A 23,289-nucleotide genomic window follows, 5' to 3' on the forward strand; every position below is an offset into this window, starting at 1 on the left:
ACCACATGCTGTCCGCACTGTTCCGCAGGCACCCGGCCCCCGCCGAGCCGGCCCCGCCCGCCGACGGCACCCCGCCGGCGCTGACGGACGATCCGCCGGTGTGGCGGACCGAGGGCGTCACCGACCCGGCGGCCTGGGCGGCCGGGCAGCGGGACACCCTGCGCCGCCTGGTCGCCGAACACGGCGCGCTCACCGTCCGGGGCCTGGCCCTGCGCACTCCCGCCGACGTCGAGGCGGTCCTGCACCGGGTGGCCGACCGTCCGGTGACCGAGCGGGAGGCGTTCGCCGAGCGCGTCCGGCACGCGGAGGGCGTCTACTCGTCGTCGGCCTGGCCGCCCAACCAGCTCATGTGCATGCACCACGAGCTGAGTTACGCCGTCGAGTGCCCGGGCCTGCTGCTGTTCGCCTGCCTGGTGCCCCCCGACGAGGGCGGCGCCACCGCCCTGGCCGACTCGGCCGCGGTGCTCCGGGCGCTGCCGGCCGAGCCGGCCGCCCGGTTCGAGCGGGAGGGGTGGCTGCTCACCCGGACCTACAACGGCGAGATCGGCGCCACGCCCGCCCAGGCGTTCGGCACCGACGACCGCGCCGCCGTGGAGGCGTACTGCCGCTCCCACGCCATCGACTTCTCCTGGCAGCCGGACGGCTCCCTGCGCACCCGTCAGCACCGGCGCGCGGTCGTGCGGCACCCGGTCTCCGGGCGGCGCTGCTGGTTCAACCAGATCGCGTTCCTCAACGAGTGGACGATGGCGCCGGAGGTGCGGGAGTTCCTCGTCGACGAGTACGGCCCCGACGGCCTGCCCTTCAACACCCGCTACGGCAACGGCGACCCGGTGCCCCGGGACGTCGTGGAGCAGATCAACAAGGCCTACGAGGCGCACACCGTGCGCCGGCCCTGGCAGGCCGGGGACCTGCTGCTGGTGGACAACATCGCGACCGCGCACAGCCGGGAGGCCTACCAGGGGCCGCGGGAGGTGGTGGTGGCGATGGCCGACCCGGTCCGCCTCGATGTGCCCGCCTCCGGGCCGCCGGACGGGAGGGCAGCGACATGACCACGGTGCACCCCGCCCCCGCACCGGCCGGCGCCAGAACCCCCGCCATGCCGTCCTTCTCCGTGATCCCCGGCGCCCAGGTCCAGGAGGTGCTCCGGGGCCGCGAGCGGTCGGTGGTCGAGGTCGTGGAGGCGACGTACCGCCTGCACGGGGCCGGCCGCACGGTCAACCCGCCGTCGTCGTTCCTGCGCTTCCCCGACCGGCCGTCCTCGCGGATCATCGCCCTGCCCGCCTCGCTCGGCGACGAGAGCGCCGAGGACCGGGTGGACGGCCTGAAGTGGATCTCCAGTTTCCCCGGGAACGTGGCGTCGGGCATCCCCCGGGCGTCGGCCGTGCTGATCCTCAACGACCCGGTCACCGGCTACCCGTTCGCCTGTCTGGAGAGCTCCATCATCAGCGCCACCCGGACCGCCGCGTCCGCCGCCGCGGCGGCCGACCGGCTCAGCAGGGGGCGCCCGCGCCCCACCCGGCTGGGGTTCGTCGGGGCCGGCCTGATCGCCCGGTACATCCACACGTATCTGGCGGGCACCGGCTGGTCCTTCGACGAGGTCGGCGTGCACGACCTCTCCCCCGACAGCGCGGCTGGCTTCCGCACGTACCTGGAGCGGTCCGGGGCCGCCGCGGACGTCACCGTCCACGGCAGCGCCGAGGGGCTGATCACCCGCAGCGACCTGATCGTCTTCGCCACCGTCGCCGACCGGCCGCACATCGCCGAGCCGGCGTGGTTCGGCCACGCCCCGGTGGTGCTGCACGTGTCCCTGCGGGACCTCGCGCCGCAGGTGCTGCTGGCCGCCACCAACATCGTGGACGACGTCGACCACTGCCTGCGCGCCGCCACCTCACCGGACCTCACCGAACGCCTCACCGGCAACCGCGACTTCGTGCACGGCACGCTCGACGACGTGCTGGCCGGCCGGGTCACGGTGCCGGCCGGCCGGCCCGTGGTGTTCTCGCCGTTCGGCCTGGGGGTGCTCGACCTCGCGGTCGGCAAGTACGTCTACGACCAGGTGGCCCGCTCCGGCGGCCTGCGGATCATCGACAACTTCTTCCACGAGACCCGCCGGTACGGGTGAGGGTGTCCCCCGCCCGCCGCCCGTCCGGCGTCCTCAGCGACGAGGAGACCATCGTGCCAGTCATCTCCGTTCCCCAGGCGTTCAACGAGGAGGACCTGTACGTCGACCTCGAGCCGATGACCGGGCAGCGGCTCTTCCTCAAGTGCGAGGGCTTCAACTTCGCCGGCTCGATCAAACTCAAGGCCGCGACCGAGATGGTGGAGTCGGCCGAGCGGCGCGGGGTGCTGACCCCGGACTCGGTCCTGGTGGAGTCCTCCTCGGGCAACCTCGGCGTGGCGCTGAGCATGATCGCGGCGAGCAAGGGCTACCGCTTCGTGTGCGTGACCGACTCCCGCTGCAACCTCGCCACCCGGCTGATGATGGAGGCGCTGGGCGGCCAGGTGCACGTCGTCTCCGACGAGCACGTCGAAGGCGGGTTCCTCGGGGCGCGGCTGGCGTATCTGCGCGGCCTGTGCGCCGCGGACCACCGGTACGTGTGGCTGAGCCAGTACCACAACCCCGACAACTGGCGGGCGCACTACCACCGGACCGCGCCGGCCATCGCCCGGTTCTTCCCGCGGCTGGACGTGCTGTTCATCGGGGTCGGCACCACCGGCACCCTGATGGGCTGCGCGCGCTGGTTCCGGTCCTGGGACCGGCCGGTGCGGATCGTGGCCGTGGACAGCGCCGGCTCCGCGATCTTCGGCGGTCCGCCGGGCCGGCGGATGATCCCCGGCCTCGGCATGAGCGTCCGTCCGCCGCTGCTCGACGAGGCCTACGTGGACGAGGCGGTACGGGTGGAGGAGGCGGACACCGTCCGCACCTGCCGGGAACTGGCCCGGCGGGGCTTCCTCTTCGGCGGATCGACCGGCACGGTGGTCAGCGGCGCGATGAGCTGGCTGGCCCGGCACGGGCGGCCCGGCCTCACCCCGGTGGCGATCGCCCCGGACCTCGGGGAGCGCTACCTCGACACCATCTACCAGGCCAACTGGGTGCAGGCCCTCTACGGCAGCGACGCGCTCGGCCCGCCCGAGTCCCGCGACGACCCCCGCGGCGGCCGCCCGGCCCACCCCGTCGACCGGCTGATCCGCTGACGCGCCGCCACGCCCGGCGCTCCCCGGCGCGCCCCGGCGCGCCCCGGCCGCGTCATCCTGGCAGCGAGAGGTAGACGAGGGGTTCGCCGGTGGGCCGGGAGGAGCCGCCGGCGGGTTCGACGGTGATGCAGACGGCGGTGGCCCCGCCGATCGGTCCCTCCAGCACCCGCATCCGACGGCCGCTCTCGGAGGGCAGCAGTCCGGCGGGCCGGTACCGTCCCGACTCGGCGTACCACAGCTCGTAGACCCGGCCGCCGGTGAGCCGGGGCAGGCCCGCCGCGGCGAGCGCCACCCTGTCCCGGGCCCGGGACGCGATCACACCGGCCGTCGCGCCACCGGGCAGTTCCCCGGTGCTGACGGCGGCGTCCGGTGCGGTCAGCACACCGCTGACCGCCCGGTTCTCGGCGCGGGCGTCGGCGGCCCGGGCCCGGGCGGTGCCGGCCTGGGAGTGCTGCCACCAGGCGACGCCGCCGAGGGCGGCCGCCGCCGCCAGGGATGCCGCCAGGGCCGGCCGCAGCAGGCGCCCCCGCCGGCGGTGCCGCCGGGACAGGGCGGCGACGGGGCGGTCCTGCCGCACGGTGGCGATCTGTTCCAGCACCCGGCGGCGCACCTCCGCGGACGGTGCGAGCGTGTCGGCCACGACCAGCCGGCTGGCCGCCGTCGACAACCGGTCGGCCTCGCGCCGGCACTCCGCGCAGGCGGCCAGATGGTTCTCGAAGGCGGCCTCCTCGTCGGCGGGCAGGGCGTGCAGCACGTACGCGCCGACGTCGAGGTGGGCGTCGGTGTGGTTCACGACTCGGCGTCCAGACACTTGTGGAGGCGTTCCAGTCCCTGGCGCATCCGCGACTTGATGGTCCCGGCGGGAACGGACAGGGAGTCGGCCACCTCCGCATAGGTCAGCCCCTCGTAGTAGGCCAGCACCAGCGGCAGCCGCAGGTCCGCGTCGAGCCGCGACACGCAGCGGAACAGCAGGCGCCGTTCCTCCCGCTCCTCGACCTCCTCGACCACCGCGTCGAAGGACCGCCCCGGCTCCAGGACTCCGGCGCGCAGCTCACGGGCCCGGCCGGCGGCGACCGACCGCACCCGGTCCACCGCCCGGCGGTGCGCCAGGGTGAGCACCCAGTTCCGGGCGGCTCCCCGCTCCGGGCGGAAGCGGTCGGCGGTGCGCCACACCTCCACCATCACGTCCTGGGTCACCTCCTCGGCCTGGGCCTCGTCCCTCAGCACCCGGCAGGCCAGCCCCATGACCGAGTGCGCCAGGGCGTCGTACACCCCGGCGAAGGCCTCCTCGTCGCCGTCGGCGGCGCGGCTGAGCAGCGCGTCCACACGGGCGTCGTCCGAGGCACCCACCGGGCGCGCGGGCGCGCGGCTGGTCATCCCCGTGTGGGCTCCACGATCCATCACCACTCCTCGGACTCGGCTCGACCCTGCCCCCGCCCCGGGGCGTGCGCACCCCGTCCGGAGCCGTCCGCCTGACGGATTCACCTGCCTGCCGCAGGATGCGGGCGCCACCGTCCCGAGGGACGGGGCCTGTCGGCGGTCCGGGACCGGGGGCCTGTCAGCGGGCCGGGGCGGGGGCCTGCCGACGGTCCGGGTCCGGGACCTGTCGGCGGTCCGGGACCGGGGTCTGTCGGCGGCCCGGGAGCGCGGCTAGCCTGGCACCGGTCGTTGCTGACACGTGTCAGCGCCTGCGGCCACCCAGCCTGAAGCCCCGGCGGAAAGGGCCCCGATGAAACTGAACGTCCATGAACGCGGCACCGGCGACCGCACCGCCCTGCTCGTCCACGGCGGCATGGCCGACCACCGCACCTGGCACGCGGTGGAGGACCGTCTGGCCGGTCTCGGCTACCGCGTCCTCGCCCCCGACCTGCGCGGCCACGGACGCAGTCCGCGCGGCACGTACCGTCCCGAGGCCCTCGCCGACGACCTGGCCGAGAACCTGCCGGCGGGCGCCGACCTGGCGATCGGGCACTCGCTCGGCGGGCTGGCCCTCTCGCTCGCGGTGACGCGGCTGCGCCCGGCCCGGGCGGTCTACTCCGATCCCGGCTTCCTGCTGGCCAACGTCCCGGCGGGATCGTACGAGGCCATGCGCCGCATGGTCGCCACGGCCACCGAGGAGTCGGTGCGGGCGACGAACCCGCGCTGGTCCGACGCGGACGTGGCCGCGGAGCTGGCCGGATTCTCGCTGTTCGACCCCGAGTTCCTCACCGCCCTGGCGGAGTTCGAGCCGGACTACCTGCCGGACCGCGCCGTCGTGCCCTCGCTCGTCCAGCTCGCCGACCCCAGCCTGTGCCTGACGGCGGCGGACGCGGCCCGGCTGGCGGAGGCCGGCTTCGAGGTCCGGACGGTGCCGGGGGCCGGCCACTGCGTCCACCGCGACGACCTCGCGGGCTTCCTCGCCTCGCTCGACGGCTGGATCTGAGCGGCGGCCGGGCGGGCCGCGCCCCGGCCAGGGTCCGCGCCCGCCAGGGGCGCGGGACGGGTCAGCGGGCCGTCTGTTCGTGGACGTACTGCACCAGGCGGGTCAGCGCGTCCGGGTCGGTGGCGGGCAGCACGCCGTGGCCGAGGTTGAAGACGTGGCCCTCCAGGTCCGCCGCCGCGTCCAGGACCTCGCGGGTCTTGGCCTCCACGGCCTCGGGCGTGGCGAACAGGACGGCCGGGTCGAGGTTGCCCTGGAGCGCCTTGCCGGGGCCGACGCGGCGGGCGGCCTCGTCCAGCGGGACCCGCCAGTCGACGCCGACGACGTCCGCGCCGGCCTCGCCGAGCAGGCCGAGCAGCTCGCCGGTGCCGACGCCGAAGTGGATGCGCGGCACGCCGTACTCCGCGACGGCCTGGAAGACCTTCGCCGAGGCGGGCATCACCGAGCGGCGGTAGTCGGCCGGCGACAGGGCGCCGACCCAGGAGTCGAAGAGCTGGACGGCGGCGGCGCCCGCCTCGATCTGCACCTTCAGGAACGCGGCCGTGATCTCGGCGAGCCGGTCCAGCAGGTCGGACCAGAGCTGCGGGTCGCCGTACATCAGCGCCTTGGTGTGCTCGTGGTTGCGGGACGGGCCGCCCTCCACGAGGTAGCTGGCGAGGGTGAACGGCGCTCCGGCGAAGCCGATCAGCGGGGTGCCGCCCAGCTCGCGGGTGAGCAGGCCGATCGCCTCGGTGACGTAGGAGACGTCCTCGGGGGTCAGGTCGCGCAGCTGCGCCAGGTCCGCGCGGGTGCGGACGGGGCGCTCGACGACCGGGCCGACACCGGGCTTGATGTCGAGGTCGACGCCGATGGCCTTGAGCGGGACGACGATGTCGCTGAAGTAGATCGCCGCGTCCACGCCGTGCCGGCGCACGGGCTGGAGGGTGATCTCGGTGACCAGATCCGGCCGCATGCAGGACTCGAGCATCGGGATGCCCTCGCGCACCTTGCGGTACTCCGGCAGCGAGCGCCCGGCCTGCCGCATGAACCACACGGGCGTGTGCGGCACCGGCTCACGCCGGCACGCCTTCAGGAAGGCGGAGTCGTACGTGGCGGTCGGCTGCTTGCCCGCGGGGCTCTGGTTGGCACTCACGACGGCAAGTCTCGCATGTCCGGCCGACGCTCCCGGCCATGGGCCACCGGACCCGGGGCGCGGGCCGCGCGGACCTGGATCCCGGGGTGCGCGGACCCGGATCCCGGGGCGCGCGGAGCCGGATCCCGGGGCGCGCGGAGCCGGAGCAACCGTCGGCCGGAACAGCCGCCGGCCGGGACGGCCGCGTCGCCGCGGAGGCGCCGCCGCAGGGGCGAGCGGGCGTCGTCGCGGGGGCGTGCGCCGCGCCCCGGGGCCCGCCCGCGCCCCGTGCGCGCGCCGTGCTCTCGGGGCGTGCACCGCGTGATCCGGACATCGTGTGCGCACGCGGGTGTCCCTCCCTGCACCCGGGCGCCGTTCCGCTTAACCTTCCCCGCATGGCTGCGGCTCAGGGACGACTGTCGGACGGCGCTGGCGGAATGGACGAGGCGAAGGGGGCGGAGGAGGGCGTCCCGCATGCGGGAAACACGGTCCCACCACCGTTCCGGGCCGCCGTCGAGGCGCTGAGATCCGCGCGGCTGCGGCCGCAGATCGAGGTGGAGCCGACGCGCGCGCCCCAGCGACTGGCGCCCCACGCCTACGCGCTGGAGGCCACGGTCGTCGACGGCGACCAGGATCTGGCCGACGGTCGCCTGGTCCTGCTGCACGACCCCGCCGGACACGACGCCTGGCACGGCACCTTCCGGCTGGTGACGCTGGTGCGCGCGGAGCTGGAGCCGGAGATGGCCGCCGACCCGCTGCTGCCGGACGTGTGCTGGACCTGGCTGACCGGCGCGTTGCAGGCACGCGGCCTGACCTACGGCGAACCCAGCGGCACGGTCACCCGCGCCAGCTCGCACTACTTCGGCGGCCTCTCCGCCCGCCCCGCCGCCTCGCAGATCGAGATCCGTGCCTCCTGGACGCCCCGCGAGGGACTCGGCGGGGTCCCGGACACCGCCGCGCACCTGACGGCCTGGTGCGATCTGCTGGCCCAGGTCGCCGGGCTGCCGCCGGCCGGTCCGGGCGACGCCTCGGTGGTGACGCTCCCGCAGCGGCGCGGACCGCAGTCGCCCTGACCGCTCCCCCACCCCCCCTTCTCGAGCGACCTCCGGGCACCCCCGTGCCCGGAGCGGGATCCGTCACTTTGTCGATACGGCCACTTTCAGACGGATTACGACACCGTAACGACGCAGAGCGAAACCGTTCGGTCTTCGAATGATCGATCGCGTGTCCGAATTGCTCGGATTGTTACTCACCAGATCGTGATCATTCTCTAAAGGCGGGCGGGTTCGGTGCCGAAGACGACTGTGACCTTGAAAGCACGGTTCGTCCCGGCTTCTTCCCCACGAGCCGGCCCCGTCCCCGCACCCCAGGAGGCCTGGTGTCCGTTCTTCTCGAGCAGCCCGCAAGCCTGGTCGCCTACCGCCCGAACAAGCCGACCGCCATGGTGGTCGTGGCCGATCCGCGCGTCCGCTCCACCGTCACCCGCCACCTGTGGGCGCTCGGTGTGCGCGACGTCATCGAAGCCTCGTCCATCGCGGAGGCTCGTCCCCGCATCGGCAACCCCCGCGACATCTGCGTCGCCGACGTCCACCTGCCCGACGGCTCCGGGCTCACGCTCCTGTCCGAGACCCGCGCCGCGGGCTGGCCCAACGGGCTCGCCCTGTCCGCCGCCGACGACATCGGCGCCGTGCGCAACGCCCTCGCCGGCGGCGTCAAGGGCTACGTCGTCACCGGCACCCGTACCAACCTCGGGCTCCCCACCCGCCCGGGTGCCGCCCCCATCGGCGCCGCCGCCGCCCGGCTGCACCGCCGGCCCCCGGGCGCCCCGAGCCACCCGGGCGGCTACCGCGAGCTGTCCGGCCGCGAGGTGGAGGTGCTCAGGCTGGTGGCGGAGGGCCAGTCGAACAAGGCGATCGGCGTCTCGATGGGCCTGTCCGCCCTCACCGTCAAGAGCCACCTGGCCCGCATCGCCCGCAAGCTCGGCACCGGGGACCGTGCCGGGATGGTGGCCGTGGCGCTGCGGACCGGCATCATCCACTGACCCGCACCCCCGGCCTCCGGGCCTCCTCTCCCCTTCCCCGCCTCCCCCCACCCGCTCCGCCGCCCGTTCCCGCCCTTCCCCGGCTCCCCGGCTCCGCCCCGGTCCCGCCCGGTTCCCGTTCACTGCCGTGAACGGCACGACCACCGGTCCGCTGGTGGGCTGCCGCCGGCCGATCCAGGGCCCCGATTCACCGACCTGACTGGTTTACGACCCCACAGCGCCCGTCGACGGAACGTTCCGTCGACGGGCGCTGTCCACACACGGATACTCTTGACAGGTGACCGACGCCCACGAAACCGCAGCAGACCGTTCACTGCGAACCACCGGAGGCGCCCCTCCGGACGAGGCCGGATCTTCTGCTACGGAGGCGCCGATCCCCTTGCTCGAGCCCCGCGAGGGCATCCCCGCGGTGATCGCCGACCCCGCCGCCCTCGCCGAGGTGACCGCCGCCTTCGCCGCCGGCTCCGGCCCCGTCGCCGTCGACGCCGAACGCGCCTCCGGCTACCGCTACGGCCAGCGCGCCTATCTCGTCCAGCTGCGCCGCGAGGGCGCCGGGAGCGCGCTGATCGACCCGGTGGCGTGCCCCGACCTGTCCGCGCTGGGCGAGGCCCTCTCCGACACCGAGTGGGTGCTGCACGCGGCCACCCAGGACCTGCCCTGCCTGCGCGAGATAGGGATGGTCCCCCGCCGGCTGTTCGACACCGAGCTGGCCGGGCGGCTCGCCGGGTTCCCCCGGGTCGGCCTCGGCGCGATGGTCGAGGGCGTCCTCGGCTACGTCCTGGAGAAGGGCCACTCCGCCGTCGACTGGTCCACCCGTCCGCTGCCCGAGCCGTGGCTGCGCTACGCCGCCCTGGACGTCGAACTGCTCGTGGACCTGCGCGACGCGCTGGAGAAGGAGCTGGAGCGGCAGGGCAAGCTGGAGTGGGCCCGGCAGGAGTTCGACGCCATCGCCTCGGCACCGCCGCCGGAGCCCCGCAAGGACCCGTGGCGGCGTACGTCCGGAATGCACAAGGTGCGCCGGCGCCGGCAGCTCGCCGTCGTGCGCGAGCTGTGGCAGACCCGGGACCGCATCGCCCGGCGCCGGGACGTCTCCCCGGGCAAGGTGCTGCCGGACGCGGCGATCGTCGAGGCGGCGCTGTCGATGCCGGCCGATGTGCACGCCCTGGCCGCGCTGAACGGGTTCGGGCGGGTCAACCGGCGTCAGCTGGAGCAGTGGCAGGCGTCGGTGGACCGGGCGAAGGCGCTGTCGGAATCGCAGCTGCCGCAGCCGGGGCAGCCGGTGACCGGGCCGCCGCCGCCGCGGGCCTGGGCCGACAAGGACCCGGCCGCCGCGGCCCGGCTGAGCGCGGCGCGCGCCGGTGTGTCGGCGCTGGCCGAGCGGCTGAACCTGCCGCAGGAGAACCTGATCACGCCGGACACGGTGCGGCGCGTGTGCTGGGAGCCGCCGGCGGTGGTGAGCGACGAGGCCGTGGCGGCGGCCCTCGCCGGGTACGGGGCGCGGCCGTGGCAGGTGGAGCAGGTGACGCCGCTGCTTGTCGCTGCGCTGGCTTCGGGGGGCGGGGCGGAATAGCGTCCGCCGGCTTCCTGCGCGGGGGCGGCTGTCGGGTCCCAGCGCGGGGGCGACTGTCGGATCGCAGCGGGGGGGGGGGCGGCTGTCGGGCCCCTTTGCGGGAGCGTCTGCCGGGTTTTCGCCGTGGGCGAGTGCGGGTGGTGGCGGGCCGAGCGCGCAGTTCCCCGCGCCCCTTCGGGGCGCTTCGGGTGGCCGGCAGGGTGTGGTGACCCTTTTGGCGGTGTGACGTTCGCCGCTCCAGGGCGCGAGACTGGGCAGCTACGTTACCCACAAGTAGCATGGGGCTGAGCGCGCGCTCAGTACATGCGTGCCGCAGCAGTGCCATCCCGCACCCTGGAGGAGAGCCATCGTGCCTCGTACCGTCAGGGACGTCGTCTTCGTCGACGGCGTCCGCACCCCGTTCGGCAAGGCGGGCCCGAAGGGCATCTACCACGAGACCCGCGCCGACGACCTCGTCGTGAAGGCGATCCGGGAGCTGCTGCGCCGCAACCCCGGTCTCGACCCGAAGAAGATCGACGAGGTCGCCATCGCCGCGACCACCCAGATCGGCGACCAGGGCCTGACCATCGGCCGTACCGCCGGCATCCTCGCGGGCCTGCCGCAGTCCGTGCCCGGTTACTCCATCGACCGCATGTGCGCCGGCGCCATGACCGCCGTGACCACGGTGGCCGGCTCCGTCGCCTTCGGCGCCTACGACATCGCCGTCGCCGGCGGTGTCGAGCACATGGGCCGCCACCCGATGGGCGAGGGCGTGGACCCGAACCCGCGCTTCGTCAGCGAGAAGCTGGTCGACGAGTCCGCCCTGTTCATGGGCATGACCGCGGAGAACCTGCACGACCGCTACCCGCACATCACCAAGCTGCGCGCCGACGAGTACGCGGTGCGTTCGCAGGAGAAGGCCGCCAAGGCCTACGCCAACGGCAAGATCCAGGCCGACCTGGTGCCGATCTCGGTGCGCCGCACCAACCCCGAGGGCGGCGAGACCGGCTGGGGCCTGGTCACCGCCGACGAGCCGATGCGCCCGGGGACCACCCTGGAGAACCTGGCCGGGCTGAAGACGCCGTTCCGTGTGCACGGCCGGGTCACGGCCGGCAACGCCGCCGGTCTGAACGACGGCGCCACGGCCTCCCTGATCGCCTCCGAGGAGTTCGCGCGGGAGAACGACCTCCCCGTGAAGATGCGGCTGGTCTCCTACTCCTTCGCGGGCGTGGAGCCCGAGGTCATGGGCTACGGCCCGATCCCGGCCACGGAGAAGGCGCTGGCCCAGGCCGGCCTGTCCATCTCCGACATCGGCCTGTTCGAGATCAACGAGGCCTTCGCCGTCCAGGTCCTGGCCTTCCTCGACCACTACGGCATCGCCGACGACGACGAGCGCGTCAACCAGTACGGCGGCGCCATCGCCTTCGGCCACCCGCTGGCCTCCTCCGGCGTCCGCCTGATGACGCAGCTGGCCCGCCAGTTCGAGGAGCAGCCGCACGTCCGCTACGGCCTGACCACCATGTGCGTCGGCTTCGGCATGGGCGCGACCGTCATCTGGGAGAACCCGCACTTCGAGGGGGACAAGTGAGCACCACCGCCGAACTGTTGAAGGGTGCGGCCGAGCTGTTCCCGGACGAGGTCGTCACCACGGCGCACGTGCGCCACTTCGACCTCCCCCAGGGGGCGGGCCGTTTCGCCCTGATCACCCTGGACAACGGACACGACCACACCAAGCCGACCACCTTCGGCCCGCAGTCGCTGGCGAACCTGAACACCGCCATCGACCAGGTCGAGAGGGAGGCCGCCGACGGCGAGATCGTCGGCGTCGGCATCACCGGCAAGCCGTTCATCTTCGCCGTCGGCGCCGACCTCAAGGGCGTCGAGCTGCTGAAGGAGCACAAGGACGCGCTCGCCATCGGCAAGGGCGGCCACGACGTCTTCAAGCGACTGGCGCAGCTGGCCGTGCCGACGTTCGCCTACTACAACGGTGCCGCGATGGGTGGCGGCGTCGAGGTCGGCCTGCACTGCACCTACCGCACGGTCTCCGCGGCCGTCCCGGCGTTCTCGCTGCCCGAGGTCTTCCTCGGCCTGGTCCCCGGCTGGGGCGGCTGCACGCTGCTGCCGAACCTGATCGGCGCCGACAAGGCCGTGACGGTGATCATCGAGAACAGCCTCAACCAGAACAAGCAGCTCAAGGGCAAGCAGGTCTACGAGCTCGGGATCGCCGACGCGATCTTCGAGGGCGCGGACTTCCTGGAGCAGTCGCTGATCTGGACCGCATCCGTCCTCAAGGGCGAGATCGAGGTCGAGCGTCCGGTGATCGACCGCGGCGAGGCCTGGGACCAGGCCGTCGAGCGCGGCCGGTTCATCGCCGACTCCAAGGTGCACGGCGCCGCCCCGGCCGCCTACCGCGCCCTGGACATCGTCGCCGCCGCCAAGAACGGCGACCTCCAGCAGGGCTACGACGCCGAGGACCGGGCCCTCGCCGACCTGATCATGGGCGGTGAACTGCGTGCCGGCATCTACGCCTTCAACCTGGTGCAGAAGCGCGGCAAGCGTCCGGCGGGCGCCCCGGACAAGAACCTGGCGCGGCCGGTCACCAAGGTCGGCGTGGTCGGTGCGGGCCTGATGGCCTCGCAGCTCGCCCTGCTGTTCCTGCGCCGCCTGGAGGTCCCGGTCGTCCTCACGGACATCGACCAGGAGCGCATCGACAAGGGCGTCGGCTACGTCCACGCCGAGATCGACAAGCTGCTCGGCAAGGGCCGCATCAACCAGGACAAGGCCAACCGCCTCAAGGCCCTGGTGACCGGTGTCCTGGACAAGGCCGAGGGCTTCGCGGACGCGGACTTCGTCATCGAGGCCGTGTTCGAGGAGATGGGCGTCAAGCAGCAGGTGTTCGCGGAGGTCGAGGCCGTCGCCCCGGCGCACGCGGTCCTCGCCACGAACACCTCCTCCCTGTCGGTGTCGGAGATGGCCTCGAAGCTGAAGCACCCCGAGCGGGTCGTCGGCTTCCACTTCTTCAACCCGGTCGCGGTACTGCCGCTGCTGGAGATCGTCCGCGGCGAGACGACCGACGACGCGTCGCTGGCCACGGCGTTCGCCGTCGCCAAGAAGCTGAAGAAGACGGCCGTGCTGGTCAAGGACGCCCCGGCGTTCGTCGTGAACCGCATCCTGACCCGCTTCATGGGCGAGATCCAGAACGTCATCGACGAGGGCACGCCGGTGGCCGTGGCGGAGAAGGCGGTCGAGCCGCTGGGCCTGCCGATGTCCCCGCTGGTGCTGCTGGAGCTGGTCGGCCCGGCGATCGGCCTGCACGTCTCCGAGACGCTCAACAAGGCGTTCCCGGACCGCTTCACGGTCTCCCCGAACCTCAAGGCGGTCGTCGAGGCGGGCAAGCGCGGCTTCTACGTCTACGACAGCGGCAAGCCCGAGCTGGACCCGGAGGTCGCCGCGCTGCTGAAGCAGGGCGACACCGTCCTCACCGAGGAGCAGGTCCGCGCCCGGGTCCTGGACGCGGTGGCCCAGGAGATCGGCCTGATGCTCGACGAGGGCGTCGTCGCCGAGGCCCAGGACATCGACCTGTGCCTGATCACCGGCGCCGGCTGGCCCTTCCACCTGGGCGGCATCACGCCGTACCTGGACCGGGAGGGCGTCTCGGAGCGGGTGAACGGCAAGCGGTTCCTGGAGCAGGGAGTGGCGAGCGTCCCCGCGTGACGCCGGTCAGCACACCGACGAGGAGGGCCCCGTGCGCGGGGCCCTCCTTGCTGTGCGGGGCGTCAGTAGCCGAACGGCTGCGCCGGGGCCGGCGCGTGGCTCACGGCGAACGGAACGAGCGCCGCGGGTGACTCGGCCCCGAGAGAGTCCACGGCGATCACTTCCACCGTGTGCATGCCCTCCTGCCACGGCCAGCCCGGGTCCCAGGACCACTGCCCGTCCGCCGTGACCGGGCAGGTGCCCAGCAGCTGACCGCCCGCACGGAAGCCGACCTGGGCCGCCCCGGCAGCCAGACCCGTGAACCGCACGACGGAGCCCGCGACCTGCGCGTAGGGCTCGGGGGTGTGGACTTCCGGTGCCTGCAACGGCCGCCCCGGGACCTGGTGGGCCGGGTGCCCGGACTGCTCGGGAATCCGGTGGGCCTGGTGCCCGGGGTGTTCCGGGGCCCGCGCCGCCGTACCCCCGGCCCGGACCGTGAAGGCCACCTCCACCCGGCCCGAGTGGAAACCGGCCGGGTCCACCGCGAAGATCTTGACCGAGTGCTTGCCACGAGCCCACGGCTTCGGCGGCTCCCAGTGCCAGGTGCCGTCGGGGGCCACCTGCGGGGACGCGACGAACTTGCCGTTCTTCCACATGCTCACCCGCACCGCTCCCGGGGCCGTGCCGGTGAACCGCAGGTCCGTGGCGGCGACTTCGGTGCCCGGGCGCGGCGTCCCGACCACGGGCGGCGGGAAGTGGTCCGGGCTCTGGACCTTCGACGTGGCCGCCAGATAGGCGTCGACGGCCGACCGGTCGGCGTCGAAGTCCTCCGGTGCGTGGCGCACGAACCCCAGGCGTGGGGCGTAGCCGTCGGCCAGCAGGTTCAGCAGTCCGACCAGTGCCGGCACGTTCCGGCGCGTCACCGTGGCATGGCCGGTGATCGTCGGCGACTCGCTGTGCAGGTAGTTGAAGTTCTCGTAGCCCTGGAACAGACCGAGAAACGGTTCGACCTGCAAGGAGTAGTGCTCGTCCTGCGGCGAGGAGAGCAGATAGATGTTGGCGTTCCGGTTCGCCCCGGCTCGGACCAGGTCGGGGATGAGCGCGTCCAGCATGCGGGCGTGGTGGGCCGGCGCCCCCTCGCCGAGCATGTAGGCGGCGACCTTCGGGTGCCGCTTCTCCAGGACGTCGCCGATGAGGAACTGCGGGACGATCGCCACGATGTTCCGGTAGCCGTGGGTCAGCCCGAAGTAGAGCGCCGCGCTGCCGCCCTTGGACCCGCCCCACAGGGTGACCTGGTCCGGTGTCAGCCCCAGCGCCCGCATGAAGTGGGCGATGAGCATCTGCACCGAGTCGGCCAGGCCGAAGTCCATGTCGCGGCAGAGGTAGAAGGCGTTCATCCCGTCGAAGCGGTCACGGATCCACAGGATGTTGGCGCGCACGTCGTCGAAGACGCCGTTGGACCAGCCGTAGTCCTCGGGTGCCGAGAAGTTGGCGAACACCACGACGAGGTGGCGGTTGCCGCTCTTGGCGTGCGAGAACCGGTACTCGACCGGAAACGCGCCGGACGCTTCGATGCCGTTGAACAGCTTCCGCCCGCTCGACGGTGATGTGGACATGCGGAACTCCAGACTCAGGACGACTCGACGAGGTCGGCGAAGCGGGCGCGTTGGCGTGGGATCGGCCGATCGGACATGATGTCGTGATGTTCCGGGCTTCCGATCGCCCTGGGGGCGCGGGCCCAGGGGGCACCCTGCTCGCCGCGGCCCTGGTCGTCGCGCTGTCGGCGCTGCTGGCCTTCGTGCCCGCCTCCCGGAGCACCCTGGAGCCGGCGCGGTCCCCCGCCGGGGAGAACACCCTGACCGTGGCCACCTGGAACCTGTGCGGCGTGGAGCGCTGGGGCTGCACCGGCGGCCAGAGCGCCAAGGCCGCGGCGGTGCGGCGGCTCGCCCGTGCCGGCGCGCAGGTGCTGTTCCTCCAGGAGGCGTGCGCCCGCGTCGTCGCATCGGTACGGCAGGCGCTGGGGCCGTCCTGGAGCCTCTCCTTCCGGCCGTACACCTGGCACGACCGTTCGGGACGCTCCCGTACGGTGCGGTGCGACGGACCGGACCGGGGGGCGGCCGGCCTGGCGATCCTCTCGGCGCGTCCGCTCTCCGAGGTGGACGAGGTCGTCTCGCCGCAGCCCGCGGCGGGGCTGCGCAGGGGCATTCTCTGCGCGACGGTCGCGGCCTGGGACGTCCGGGTCTGCAACGCCCACCTGAGCCTGCCGGACGGCGATCCGGCAGGCCCCGGCCGGGAATACCGCGGCGGCCAGCTGCGGGCCCTGACGGCACACGTGCCGGCGCGGCGCACCGTGTTCGGTGGGGACTTCAACCTCAGGCCGCCCGGCGCGGGCGGCCGGGCCGACCGGTTGTGGCCGGACACCGCCTACCGCACCCACCGGGAGTGCGACCAGACCTCGGACACCGACCGGTCGGCGCGCCCCACCCATGAGTCCGGCACCAAGCTCGACTACCTGTTCACCGGGCTGCGGGTGACGGGCTGCCGGGTGGAGGACACCGGGGTCTCCGACCACCGGGCCCTGGTGATGCGCGTGGACGGGCGCCCGGGCACCGACTGAGGCGAGTGCGCCGGCCGAGGGCACGGGCGTCACACGATCACGCCCTGGTACGTCCGGTGCTCCTGAGCCCGCACGGCGTCGTCATGGGCCTTGTCGGGCTGTCCGGGCACGGCGCCGACGAAGGGTCCGGCCTCCTCCTGGTACGCGGACGGGCGCTGCGGGGTGAACCACGGCCCGGCGACCGGGATCGGGGTCATCGGCCGCCCGGCGTGTCCGGTGCCGACGGAGCCGACGGCCGGGGCCTGGGCCTGTTCGGGGGCGAGGTCGCCGCCCGCGACCAGCATCCGGTCGGCGAGGCGCGCCGCGGCGTAGCCGTCGTCCAGGTCGCAGAACTCGCGCTGGAACCAGCGGTAGCGCTCGGCGTAGAGGTGCTGGATCCGGTCGATGTCGCGGATGGCCGTCACCAGTTCCCCGGACGTGGCGAGCAGGGGGCCGGGAGCGCTGCTCTGGAAGTCGAAGTAGAAGCCGCGCAGGGTGTCCCGGTAGTGGTCCAGGTCGTAGGTGAAGAAGAGGATGGGCCGCCCGGTGTTGACGTAGTCGAACATCAGGGACGAGTAGTCCGTGATCATCACGTCCGTGATCAGGGAGAGGTCGGCCATGTCCGGGTAGTCGGAGACGTCGAAGACGAAGCCGTCGCCGGCGCCGGGGACGGGGTCGACCACGTTGGGGTGGCGGCGCACGAGGAGGACGTGGTCGTGGCCGAGCCGGGCCCGGGCGTCCGCGAGGTCGACGCGGAAGTCCAGCTTGTACTTGCCCGGCGCGTAGAACTGGTCGTCGCGCCAGGTCGGGGCGTAGAGCACGACCCGCTTGCCGTCCGGCAGGCCGATGCGCCGGCGGATCTGCTGTTCGCGCCGCTCCGTACCGGGGCGACGCAGGACGTCGTTGCGCGGGTAGCCGCACTCGACCATCTCTCCGGGGAAGCCGAAGGCGCGCTGGAGGATCGGGGTGGAGAAGCTGTTGGGCGAGACCAGCAGGTCCCAGTTCTGCACCTCCTTCTCCACGCGCTCCAGGTAACGCTGGTCGGCGAAGTGGATGGCCTCGATGTCGTGGCCGATCTTCTTCAGCGGGGTGCCGTGCCAGGTCTGCACCACGACCTGGCCGTCCCGCTTCTGGAACCAGTCGGGCAGGTGGTTGTTGGCGACCACGTAGCGGCTGGTGGCGAGGGCCTCGTACCACTCGGGCGACCACATGCGCACGGGCTTCGCGGTGGGCGGCACCTGGACCTGGTCGTCGCGGACCACCCACAGGTGCTCGAGGTCGGTGCGGCGCCGGACGAGTTCCTCGTGCAGGGCGCGGGGGCTGTCGGAGTACTGGGTGCCCTTGAAGGCGTCGAAGAGGACGGCGTCGCGCACGGGTCTGCGGCGGGCCGCGGGGTAGTCCTTGGTGCGCAGCAGCTTCTGCCGGTAGGGGCCGCGCGCGTGGTCGGGCATCGCCGAGTGGACGAGGAGGGAGAGCCGGTCGTAGGCCTCGGCCTGGAGTTCGTAGCGGCGCTCGTTCTCCTCGTACTCCTGCGGGAACGTTTCGACAAGATCCTGTTCGATCTTCAGCATCAGGTCCTCGAGGCGGTCCTCGCGGGCCACCGACGAGTGGTCCTGGCGGCGCAGGAAGAAGTCCCAGCGGCCGGCGGCCAGCGGGATCTCCCCGGCCAGGGTCCGCATGGCGGCCGGGGTCAGGACGGAGCGGAACGCTTCGCCGTCCCAGACCAGCGGCACGGCGCGCTCGGCGCCGTGCGCCCGTGAACGCACGACGAGGTGGGCGTCCCGGTACTCCTGGTCGGAGAGCCGGTCGACGGCCAGGTAGCGGCCCTGGATCTCCAGCGAGCCGTCCTGGTGCCAGGCGAAGCGGGTGGTGGTGGGCAGGGTGGCTCGTTCGAAGAGCACGAGGTAGCCCGAGCCGTTGCGGTGGACGACGACCTCCCGGTCCCCCTCCGGGGTCTGGAGGGAGCCGGGCATGCGGTAGTGCCCGTCCTCGGTCCCCTCGGCCATGACCGGGTAGATCGGCGCCTTGCGGCCCTCGACGTGGAGCGTGGTCTTCCAGCCGTTGCTGCCCATGTTCCAGGACTGCGGGATCTCGGCGTCCGCGGCGGCGTCGGCCCGGAACCCGGGGACGAGGGCGCGCAGCGGCACCTTGGTGGAGAAGGTGCACCAGCCCTCACCGCCGGGCGTGAAGTGCACCCGGGCGTCGTGCCGGCCGGCTCCGCTCATGCTGGTGACGCGGAACCTGCCCCACTCGGGAACCTTGGGTCCGAGGTGGACGCCGCGCAGTTCCAGCTGGTCGCCGACGACGCGGTGGCCGGTGATCCGGCAGCGGACGATCTCGACCCGGAGCTTGAGCTTGCCCTGGAGGAAGACCGGCAGGACGCGGGTGTTCTTGTCGACGTACTTGTAGGGCGGGTTGGCGGCGGTGCCGGCGCCGCCCCGGTCGATGCCCCGGTAGCGGAACAGACCGCGGCTGAGCACGCCCGCCGCGACGTCCCAGGTGCCCTCGACCCACTGGCCCTTGCGCTTGAGGCGCGTGGTGTCGATGCGGGCCTCGAAGCCGGCCCAGTCGTAGCAGTACCGGCTCTGTTGCGAGTTCTCGGTGGCCTGCGGGGCGTAGACGGTCTTCGCGGTGGTGATCACCATGCGTCCCTGCTTCTTGTTCCGCAGGGCGATCGCCTTGACCGACATGTGCTTCTTGTGCACGTTGATGTAGCGGACGTAGGCGGTTCCGGTGAGGGTGAGCAGGTCGCCGTTGGCGCTCCAGCGCGCGCCGGACAGCGAGCCGTGCAGGGAGAACTCCTTGTCGAGCCGGTAGGCCTTCTTGTCCAGGCCCACCTCCCGGTCCCCGAGGTAGGGGTACTTGAGGTAGCGGTGGAACCGGCGCTGTACGGGCATCGGCCCGCCCTTGCGCTCGAACTCGATGACCTCCAGCAGTTCGGGGAGCCGGCGCTCGCGCACCAGCAGCCACTTGACGCGGGCGGCGGCGGGGAGTTCGTCGATGATGGTGAGGTCGGTCTCGTCGAGGAACTCGTTGGCCCACTCCATGAAGGCGTGGCGGTACTCCTCGTCGGCGTCCGGCAGCACCTTCAGGTGCAGCATGAGGTCGGACTTCAGGCAGGCCAGGTCGTACTTGCGCTTGCTCTCCCCGTACTGGCGCGAGCGCCGGTCGGCGAGGAAGCGGCTCACCGACTGCACGGCGGCGACGCGGTCGCGCAGGTTGGACAGTTCGCTGTGGCGCTGGGTGATCGAAGGGGCCGCCCCGCCGTCCCTGCGGCGCCAGTAGTAGACGATGTCCGTCAGGACGTCGACCTTCTCGGCCCGGAAGTGGGCGTACATGTTGACCCACGAGTCCTCGTACATCACGCCTTCGGGGAAGCTGATCTGGTGGTGGTCCCAGAAGGAGCGCCGGAAGAGCTTGTTCCAGACCGTGCGGTCGTAGATCAGCGCCTCGAACTTCGTGATGTGGGTGCCCTTGCGGTTCTTCTGCATCGGGCCGCGGTGCAGCGGCGACTGCCACTTCTTGGTGGAGTTCATCATCTGCACGTTGCCCGAGACGAAGTCCGCGTCGGATTCCTCCAGGGTGCGGACCAGCAGTTCGTAGGCGTATTCGGGCAGGACGTCGTCGCCGTCGACGAAGGCGAGGAACTCGGCGGCGGGGTGCGTGTTGCGCAGTCCGGCGTTGCGCGCGTGTCCGGGCCCGTGCGCCTGCTGGCGGACGAGCCGGAAACGGGGGTCGGCCGTGCAGTAGTCGGCGGCGATGCGGACGGAGCCGTCGGTGGAGCCGTCGTCGACGAGGATGACCTCGAAGTCACGGAACGACTGGCGCGCGATCGACTCCAGGCACTCGGCGAGATAGGCCTCGACGTCCTGGAAGGGCACGACAACGCTCAGGCGCGGATGAACCACCAATTCGTACTCCTACCAAGACATTTCGCCCACCGGGCACCAACACTCCGCCCCTGGGGACGCCCCACCCCTACTGGTGCACCAGCGGCCCCCTTGCCGCCTTGGTTTCACCTGTCACCTGAGCCCGCCGTGAAAGCCCCCCTTCACCCAGGGCACAAGTTCGCCACATCTTATGTCACTCTTAAGGTTGGTCAAGTGGCGTTGATGTGGCGTACGTCGCTGTAACACGCTATGGTCGCCCGTTCTTCATCTGTGTCTCGGCCAGTGCCTATAGTTCTCCCACTGACGTGACCGCATCAGTGGGCCGGTCTCCCCCCACCCGGGCCCTGCCACTCCGCAGCGCGGAGCCCGTGAGGAGAGGAACCGAACACCCATGACGCACAGCGCCACCACGGAGCCCCGGCGTGCCCGCCGGGCCGAGTCCGGCGGCGGTCGCCGGCGCGCGCGGAAGGGCCGGCGACGCTGGGGGCGGGTCGTCCTGCTGAGCCTGCTGGTGCCGCTGCTCGCGGCGGGCGGCACCGGCTACTGGCTCTACCGCGGCCTCGACGGGAACATCGACGGCGTGGACCTCGACGAGGCGCTCGGTGACGACCGTCCGGAGAAGCTGCCGACGTCGGGGCAGAACCTCCTGGTCCTGGGCTCCGACTCGCGCGCCGGCGACAACGGCTCGCTGGGCACCGGCAAGGTCTCGGGCGCCCGGTCGGACACCGCGCTGGTGGTGCACATACCCGAGGGCCGCGACCAGGCCGTCGCCGTGAGCATCCCGCGCGACACGCTCGTCTCCCGCCCGGAGTGCACGGCCTCGGACGGCACGGCCCACCCGGCGGCCGACCGCGTGATGTTCAACTCCGTCTACTCACTGGCCGGTCCGGCCTGCGTGGTCAAGACCGTGGAGAAGATGTCCGGCGTCCGCATGGACCACTACATGGAGATCGACTTCGCGGGCTTCAAGGGGCTGGTCGACGCCATAGGCGGCGTCACCGTCACCGTCGACGAGCCCATCCGGGACAGCGCGAGCGGACTGGACCTGAGCGCCGGCACCCACCGGCTGAACGGGACCGAGTCGCTGGCGTTCGTCCGCACCCGGCACGGGGTGGGCGACGGCAGCGACCTGGGGCGCATCGGGCTTCAGCAGCAGTTCATGATCGCCCTGCTGAGCGAGATCAAGCGGCAGGACCTGCTCGGCAGCCCCACCAAGACGTACAAGATCGCCGACACCCTGACCTCGGCGCTGACCACCGACTCCGAGCTGGCCTCGCTCACCAGCCTCGCCGACTTCGCGCGCAGCATGAACGGCGTCGACCCGGCGAACATGGAGACCATCATGCTGCCGGTGGCGTACGACAAGGCCGACCCCAACCGGGTGGTGGCCGCCGAACCGCAGGCGACCGAGCTGTGGAAGGCGATCCGCTCGGACGGCCCGATCCCCGAGTCCGCCAAGAAGTCCCCGGCGACCGGGGGCTGACCGCGCCGCGTCAGGCGGGCACGCTCCCGCCCGCCGGCGTGACGCGGACGGCGTCCCCGGCCGGGCGCGCGGCGCCGGGTCCGTCCGGCCGGGCCGCGGGTCAGTGCCCCAGCGTGTGCCACCGGGTCAGGGCCAGGCCCGAGCCGGGTTCCTGGCGGGCGACCTTCGGCACGCCGTCGGGGCCGATCAGCGCCATCACCACCCGGCCGCGGCCGTCCCGGGCCAGGGCGGGAGCGCCCTGGCAGGGTTCGCCGAGCGCGTACCACCAGAAGCCGCCGGCCTCGTTCTCCGTACCGCCCATGCCGAGCACGGCGGAGCCGTCCGGGTCGCGGTAGGCGAGGACGACGCAGTCGAAGCCGTCCACGGGCGCGCGCAGGGAGGCGTACGGGTGCCCGGCCGGAGAACCGCCCAGCGCGACGGGCCACCCGCCCGCCCGCCAGGCCGAAGCGCCGCCGCTGCCGGCGTCGGTCCAGAAGAACGTGGCGCGGTCGGGGCCGGTCTCCACGGCGGTCACGGTGCCCGGTGCCGGACGCAGCGCGAAGCCGCGGGGTCCGGTGAAGTCACCGCCCGGCTCCAGTTGCCGCCAGACGAGCACACCGCTCCCGACCGCCGCGCAGACCTCCAGCCGGCCGCCGGACAGCGAGACGGGGGCGGGCATCTCGTCCAGGCCGCCACCGCCCAGGTCCTCCCAGGCCCGCCAGGCACCGTTGGGCGCCTCTCGGCGCAGCGCCAGGCCGTGTCCCGCGGTGCGGACGAAAACGTGCACGGTGCCGTCCGGCGCGACCGCTCCGACCGGCGGGCCCACCTCACGCCCCTGCTCCCGGTCCCGGTGCGGGCCGCCGAGCGAGCGCCAGTCGGTGAAGGCCAGACCCGTCTGGTACTGGATGGCGTGCACGATGTCCACGGCAGGCGCGCCGTCGGCCGCCGCACGTTCCCGGCGGCCGAAGAAGTGGACGTAGCGGTCCGCACCCTGAGCGACCGTCACATGGGTCAGCCCCGCGACAGGCACGAAGTGCGGCCCGCTCCACCCGGGACCGCCCACGGTGGTCTCCGTCCAGCGCAGCAGCCCGCCCTCGGTGGGGGCGTAGAGGCTGAGCCTGCCGTCCGTGCCCGCCGTGAGCCAGTCGCCGCGGGCCGTCCCGGACGCGATCCGGACGTGCCCGGCGTCCGCTCCGGCCGGGGCGTCAGCGCGCACGGGGACCGCCGACCTTCTGCGCATGGCCTGGTGCACCTTCCCTGAAGCCCGCCGTCTCACGGACAGGGGATCTGAACGCGGAACATCATATGCTTGCCGTTCACCTGTTCCCCATGG

The 23,289-nt window shown here is 72.9% G+C and carries 17 protein-coding genes; 11 read left to right on the plus strand and 6 right to left on the minus strand.

Annotated features, from left to right (window positions below; translation table 11 throughout):
- Positions 1 to 5: 5 nt before the first annotated feature.
- The 3 genes from ACZ45Q_RS13140 to sbnA are packed head-to-tail and all read left to right on the plus strand — an operon-like array spanning position 6 to position 3,195.
- Positions 6 to 1,049 carry a TauD/TfdA family dioxygenase gene (locus tag ACZ45Q_RS13140; RefSeq protein WP_468259232.1) on the plus strand — a complete coding sequence of 348 codons (1,044 nt, stop codon included), beginning with the start codon at positions 6 to 8 and terminating at the stop codon, positions 1,047 to 1,049.
- Positions 1,046 to 2,122, plus strand: a complete 1,077-nt coding sequence (gene sbnB / locus ACZ45Q_RS13145) for a 2,3-diaminopropionate biosynthesis protein SbnB (RefSeq protein WP_468259235.1) — start codon at positions 1,046 to 1,048, stop codon at positions 2,120 to 2,122. Before ACZ45Q_RS13140 ends, sbnB begins: the two co-directional genes overlap by 4 nt.
- A 53-nt stretch (positions 2,123 to 2,175) precedes the next feature.
- A complete protein-coding gene (gene sbnA, locus ACZ45Q_RS13150) occupies positions 2,176 to 3,195 on the plus strand; it encodes a 2,3-diaminopropionate biosynthesis protein SbnA (RefSeq protein WP_468259238.1) in 1,020 nt (339 codons plus the stop codon).
- Between the two features lie 52 nt (positions 3,196 to 3,247).
- Here sbnA and ACZ45Q_RS13155 read toward each other — a convergent pair whose 3' ends face one another.
- Both ACZ45Q_RS13155 and sigK read right to left on the minus strand, forming a co-directional pair.
- Positions 3,248 to 3,988: an anti-sigma factor gene (locus ACZ45Q_RS13155; protein ID WP_468259241.1), complete on the minus strand. Its 741-nt coding sequence runs from the start codon at positions 3,986 to 3,988 to the stop codon at positions 3,248 to 3,250.
- The gene (gene sigK, locus ACZ45Q_RS13160; protein ID WP_468259510.1) at positions 3,985 to 4,572 is read right to left on the minus strand and encodes an ECF RNA polymerase sigma factor SigK; all 588 of its coding nucleotides are present in this window, start codon (positions 4,570 to 4,572) and stop codon (positions 3,985 to 3,987) included. The genes ACZ45Q_RS13155 and sigK overlap by 4 nt, the downstream gene beginning before the upstream one ends.
- A 352-nt stretch (positions 4,573 to 4,924) precedes the next feature.
- On the opposite strand from sigK, the gene ACZ45Q_RS13165 reads away from it, so the two are divergent.
- A complete protein-coding gene (locus tag ACZ45Q_RS13165; RefSeq protein ID WP_468259245.1) occupies positions 4,925 to 5,617 on the plus strand; it encodes an alpha/beta fold hydrolase in 693 nt (230 codons plus the stop codon).
- 61 nt (positions 5,618 to 5,678) lie between these two features.
- Here the strand turns inward: ACZ45Q_RS13165 and hemE are convergent, their stop codons facing one another.
- Positions 5,679 to 6,746 carry a uroporphyrinogen decarboxylase gene (gene hemE / locus ACZ45Q_RS13170; protein ID WP_468259248.1) on the minus strand — a complete coding sequence of 356 codons (1,068 nt, stop codon included), beginning with the start codon at positions 6,744 to 6,746 and terminating at the stop codon, positions 5,679 to 5,681.
- 374 nt (positions 6,747 to 7,120) lie between these two features.
- Here hemE and ACZ45Q_RS13175 point away from each other — a divergent pair, with 374 nt between their 5' ends.
- The 5 genes from ACZ45Q_RS13175 (at position 7,121) to ACZ45Q_RS13195 (ending at position 14,029) form a co-directional block, all read left to right on the plus strand.
- Positions 7,121 to 7,798, plus strand: coding sequence for a DUF3000 domain-containing protein (locus ACZ45Q_RS13175; RefSeq protein WP_468259251.1), 678 nt, complete (start codon positions 7,121 to 7,123; stop codon positions 7,796 to 7,798).
- Positions 7,799 to 8,103: 305 nt separating this feature from the next.
- Complete coding sequence (locus tag ACZ45Q_RS13180; RefSeq protein ID WP_332883095.1) at positions 8,104 to 8,766, plus strand: response regulator transcription factor; 663 nt, start codon at positions 8,104 to 8,106, stop codon at positions 8,764 to 8,766.
- 277 nt (positions 8,767 to 9,043) lie between these two features.
- Positions 9,044 to 10,336: a ribonuclease D gene (locus ACZ45Q_RS13185; protein ID WP_468259254.1), complete on the plus strand. Its 1,293-nt coding sequence runs from the start codon at positions 9,044 to 9,046 to the stop codon at positions 10,334 to 10,336.
- A 349-nt stretch (positions 10,337 to 10,685) separates the two neighbouring features.
- Positions 10,686 to 11,903 carry a thiolase family protein gene (locus ACZ45Q_RS13190; RefSeq protein WP_468259256.1) on the plus strand — a complete coding sequence of 406 codons (1,218 nt, stop codon included), beginning with the start codon at positions 10,686 to 10,688 and terminating at the stop codon, positions 11,901 to 11,903.
- Positions 11,900 to 14,029, plus strand: a complete 2,130-nt coding sequence (locus tag ACZ45Q_RS13195) for a 3-hydroxyacyl-CoA dehydrogenase NAD-binding domain-containing protein (RefSeq protein ID WP_468259259.1) — start codon at positions 11,900 to 11,902, stop codon at positions 14,027 to 14,029. The genes ACZ45Q_RS13190 and ACZ45Q_RS13195 overlap by 4 nt, the downstream gene beginning before the upstream one ends.
- Positions 14,030 to 14,091: 62 nt before the next feature.
- On the opposite strand, the gene ACZ45Q_RS13200 is transcribed toward ACZ45Q_RS13195, so the two are convergent.
- A complete protein-coding gene (locus tag ACZ45Q_RS13200) occupies positions 14,092 to 15,624 on the minus strand; it encodes a hypothetical protein (RefSeq protein WP_468259262.1) in 1,533 nt (510 codons plus the stop codon).
- A gap of 86 nt (positions 15,625 to 15,710) precedes the next feature.
- Here ACZ45Q_RS13200 and ACZ45Q_RS13205 point away from each other — a divergent pair, with 86 nt between their 5' ends.
- Positions 15,711 to 16,625 carry an endonuclease/exonuclease/phosphatase family protein gene (locus tag ACZ45Q_RS13205; protein ID WP_468259265.1) on the plus strand — a complete coding sequence of 305 codons (915 nt, stop codon included), beginning with the start codon at positions 15,711 to 15,713 and terminating at the stop codon, positions 16,623 to 16,625.
- Between the two features lie 29 nt (positions 16,626 to 16,654).
- Here the strand turns inward: ACZ45Q_RS13205 and ACZ45Q_RS13210 are convergent, their stop codons facing one another.
- On the minus strand, positions 16,655 to 20,512 hold the full coding sequence (locus tag ACZ45Q_RS13210) for a bifunctional glycosyltransferase/CDP-glycerol:glycerophosphate glycerophosphotransferase (protein ID WP_468259268.1): 3,858 nt from the start codon (positions 20,510 to 20,512) through the stop codon (positions 16,655 to 16,657).
- A gap of 373 nt (positions 20,513 to 20,885) precedes the next feature.
- On the opposite strand from ACZ45Q_RS13210, the gene ACZ45Q_RS13215 reads away from it, so the two are divergent.
- Positions 20,886 to 21,977: an LCP family protein gene (locus tag ACZ45Q_RS13215; RefSeq protein ID WP_468259270.1), complete on the plus strand. Its 1,092-nt coding sequence runs from the start codon at positions 20,886 to 20,888 to the stop codon at positions 21,975 to 21,977.
- Positions 21,978 to 22,077: 100 nt separating this feature from the next.
- Here ACZ45Q_RS13215 and ACZ45Q_RS13220 read toward each other — a convergent pair whose 3' ends face one another.
- Complete coding sequence (locus ACZ45Q_RS13220) at positions 22,078 to 23,172, minus strand: PLL family lectin (RefSeq protein WP_468259273.1); 1,095 nt, start codon at positions 23,170 to 23,172, stop codon at positions 22,078 to 22,080.
- Positions 23,173 to 23,289 lie beyond the last annotated feature (117 nt).

The organism is Streptomyces sp. NPDC031049 (assembly GCF_055571015.1).

Coding starts and splice junctions, on each gene's coding strand:
- ACZ45Q_RS13140 (WP_468259232.1), top strand. CDS start 6: ATGCTGTCCGCACTGTTCCGCAGGCACCCGGCCCCCGCCGAGCCGGCC.
- sbnB (WP_468259235.1), top strand. CDS start 1,046: ATGACCACGGTGCACCCCGCCCCCGCACCGGCCGGCGCCAGAACCCCC.
- sigK (WP_468259510.1), bottom strand. CDS start 4,572: ATGACCAGCCGCGCGCCCGCGCGCCCGGTGGGTGCCTCGGACGACGCC.
- ACZ45Q_RS13165 (WP_468259245.1), top strand. CDS start 4,925: ATGAAACTGAACGTCCATGAACGCGGCACCGGCGACCGCACCGCCCTG.
- ACZ45Q_RS13175 (WP_468259251.1), top strand. CDS start 7,121: ATGGCTGCGGCTCAGGGACGACTGTCGGACGGCGCTGGCGGAATGGAC.
- ACZ45Q_RS13200 (WP_468259262.1), bottom strand. CDS start 15,624: ATGTCCACATCACCGTCGAGCGGGCGGAAGCTGTTCAACGGCATCGAA.
- ACZ45Q_RS13205 (WP_468259265.1), top strand. CDS start 15,711: ATGTTCCGGGCTTCCGATCGCCCTGGGGGCGCGGGCCCAGGGGGCACC.
- ACZ45Q_RS13215 (WP_468259270.1), top strand. CDS start 20,886: ATGACGCACAGCGCCACCACGGAGCCCCGGCGTGCCCGCCGGGCCGAG.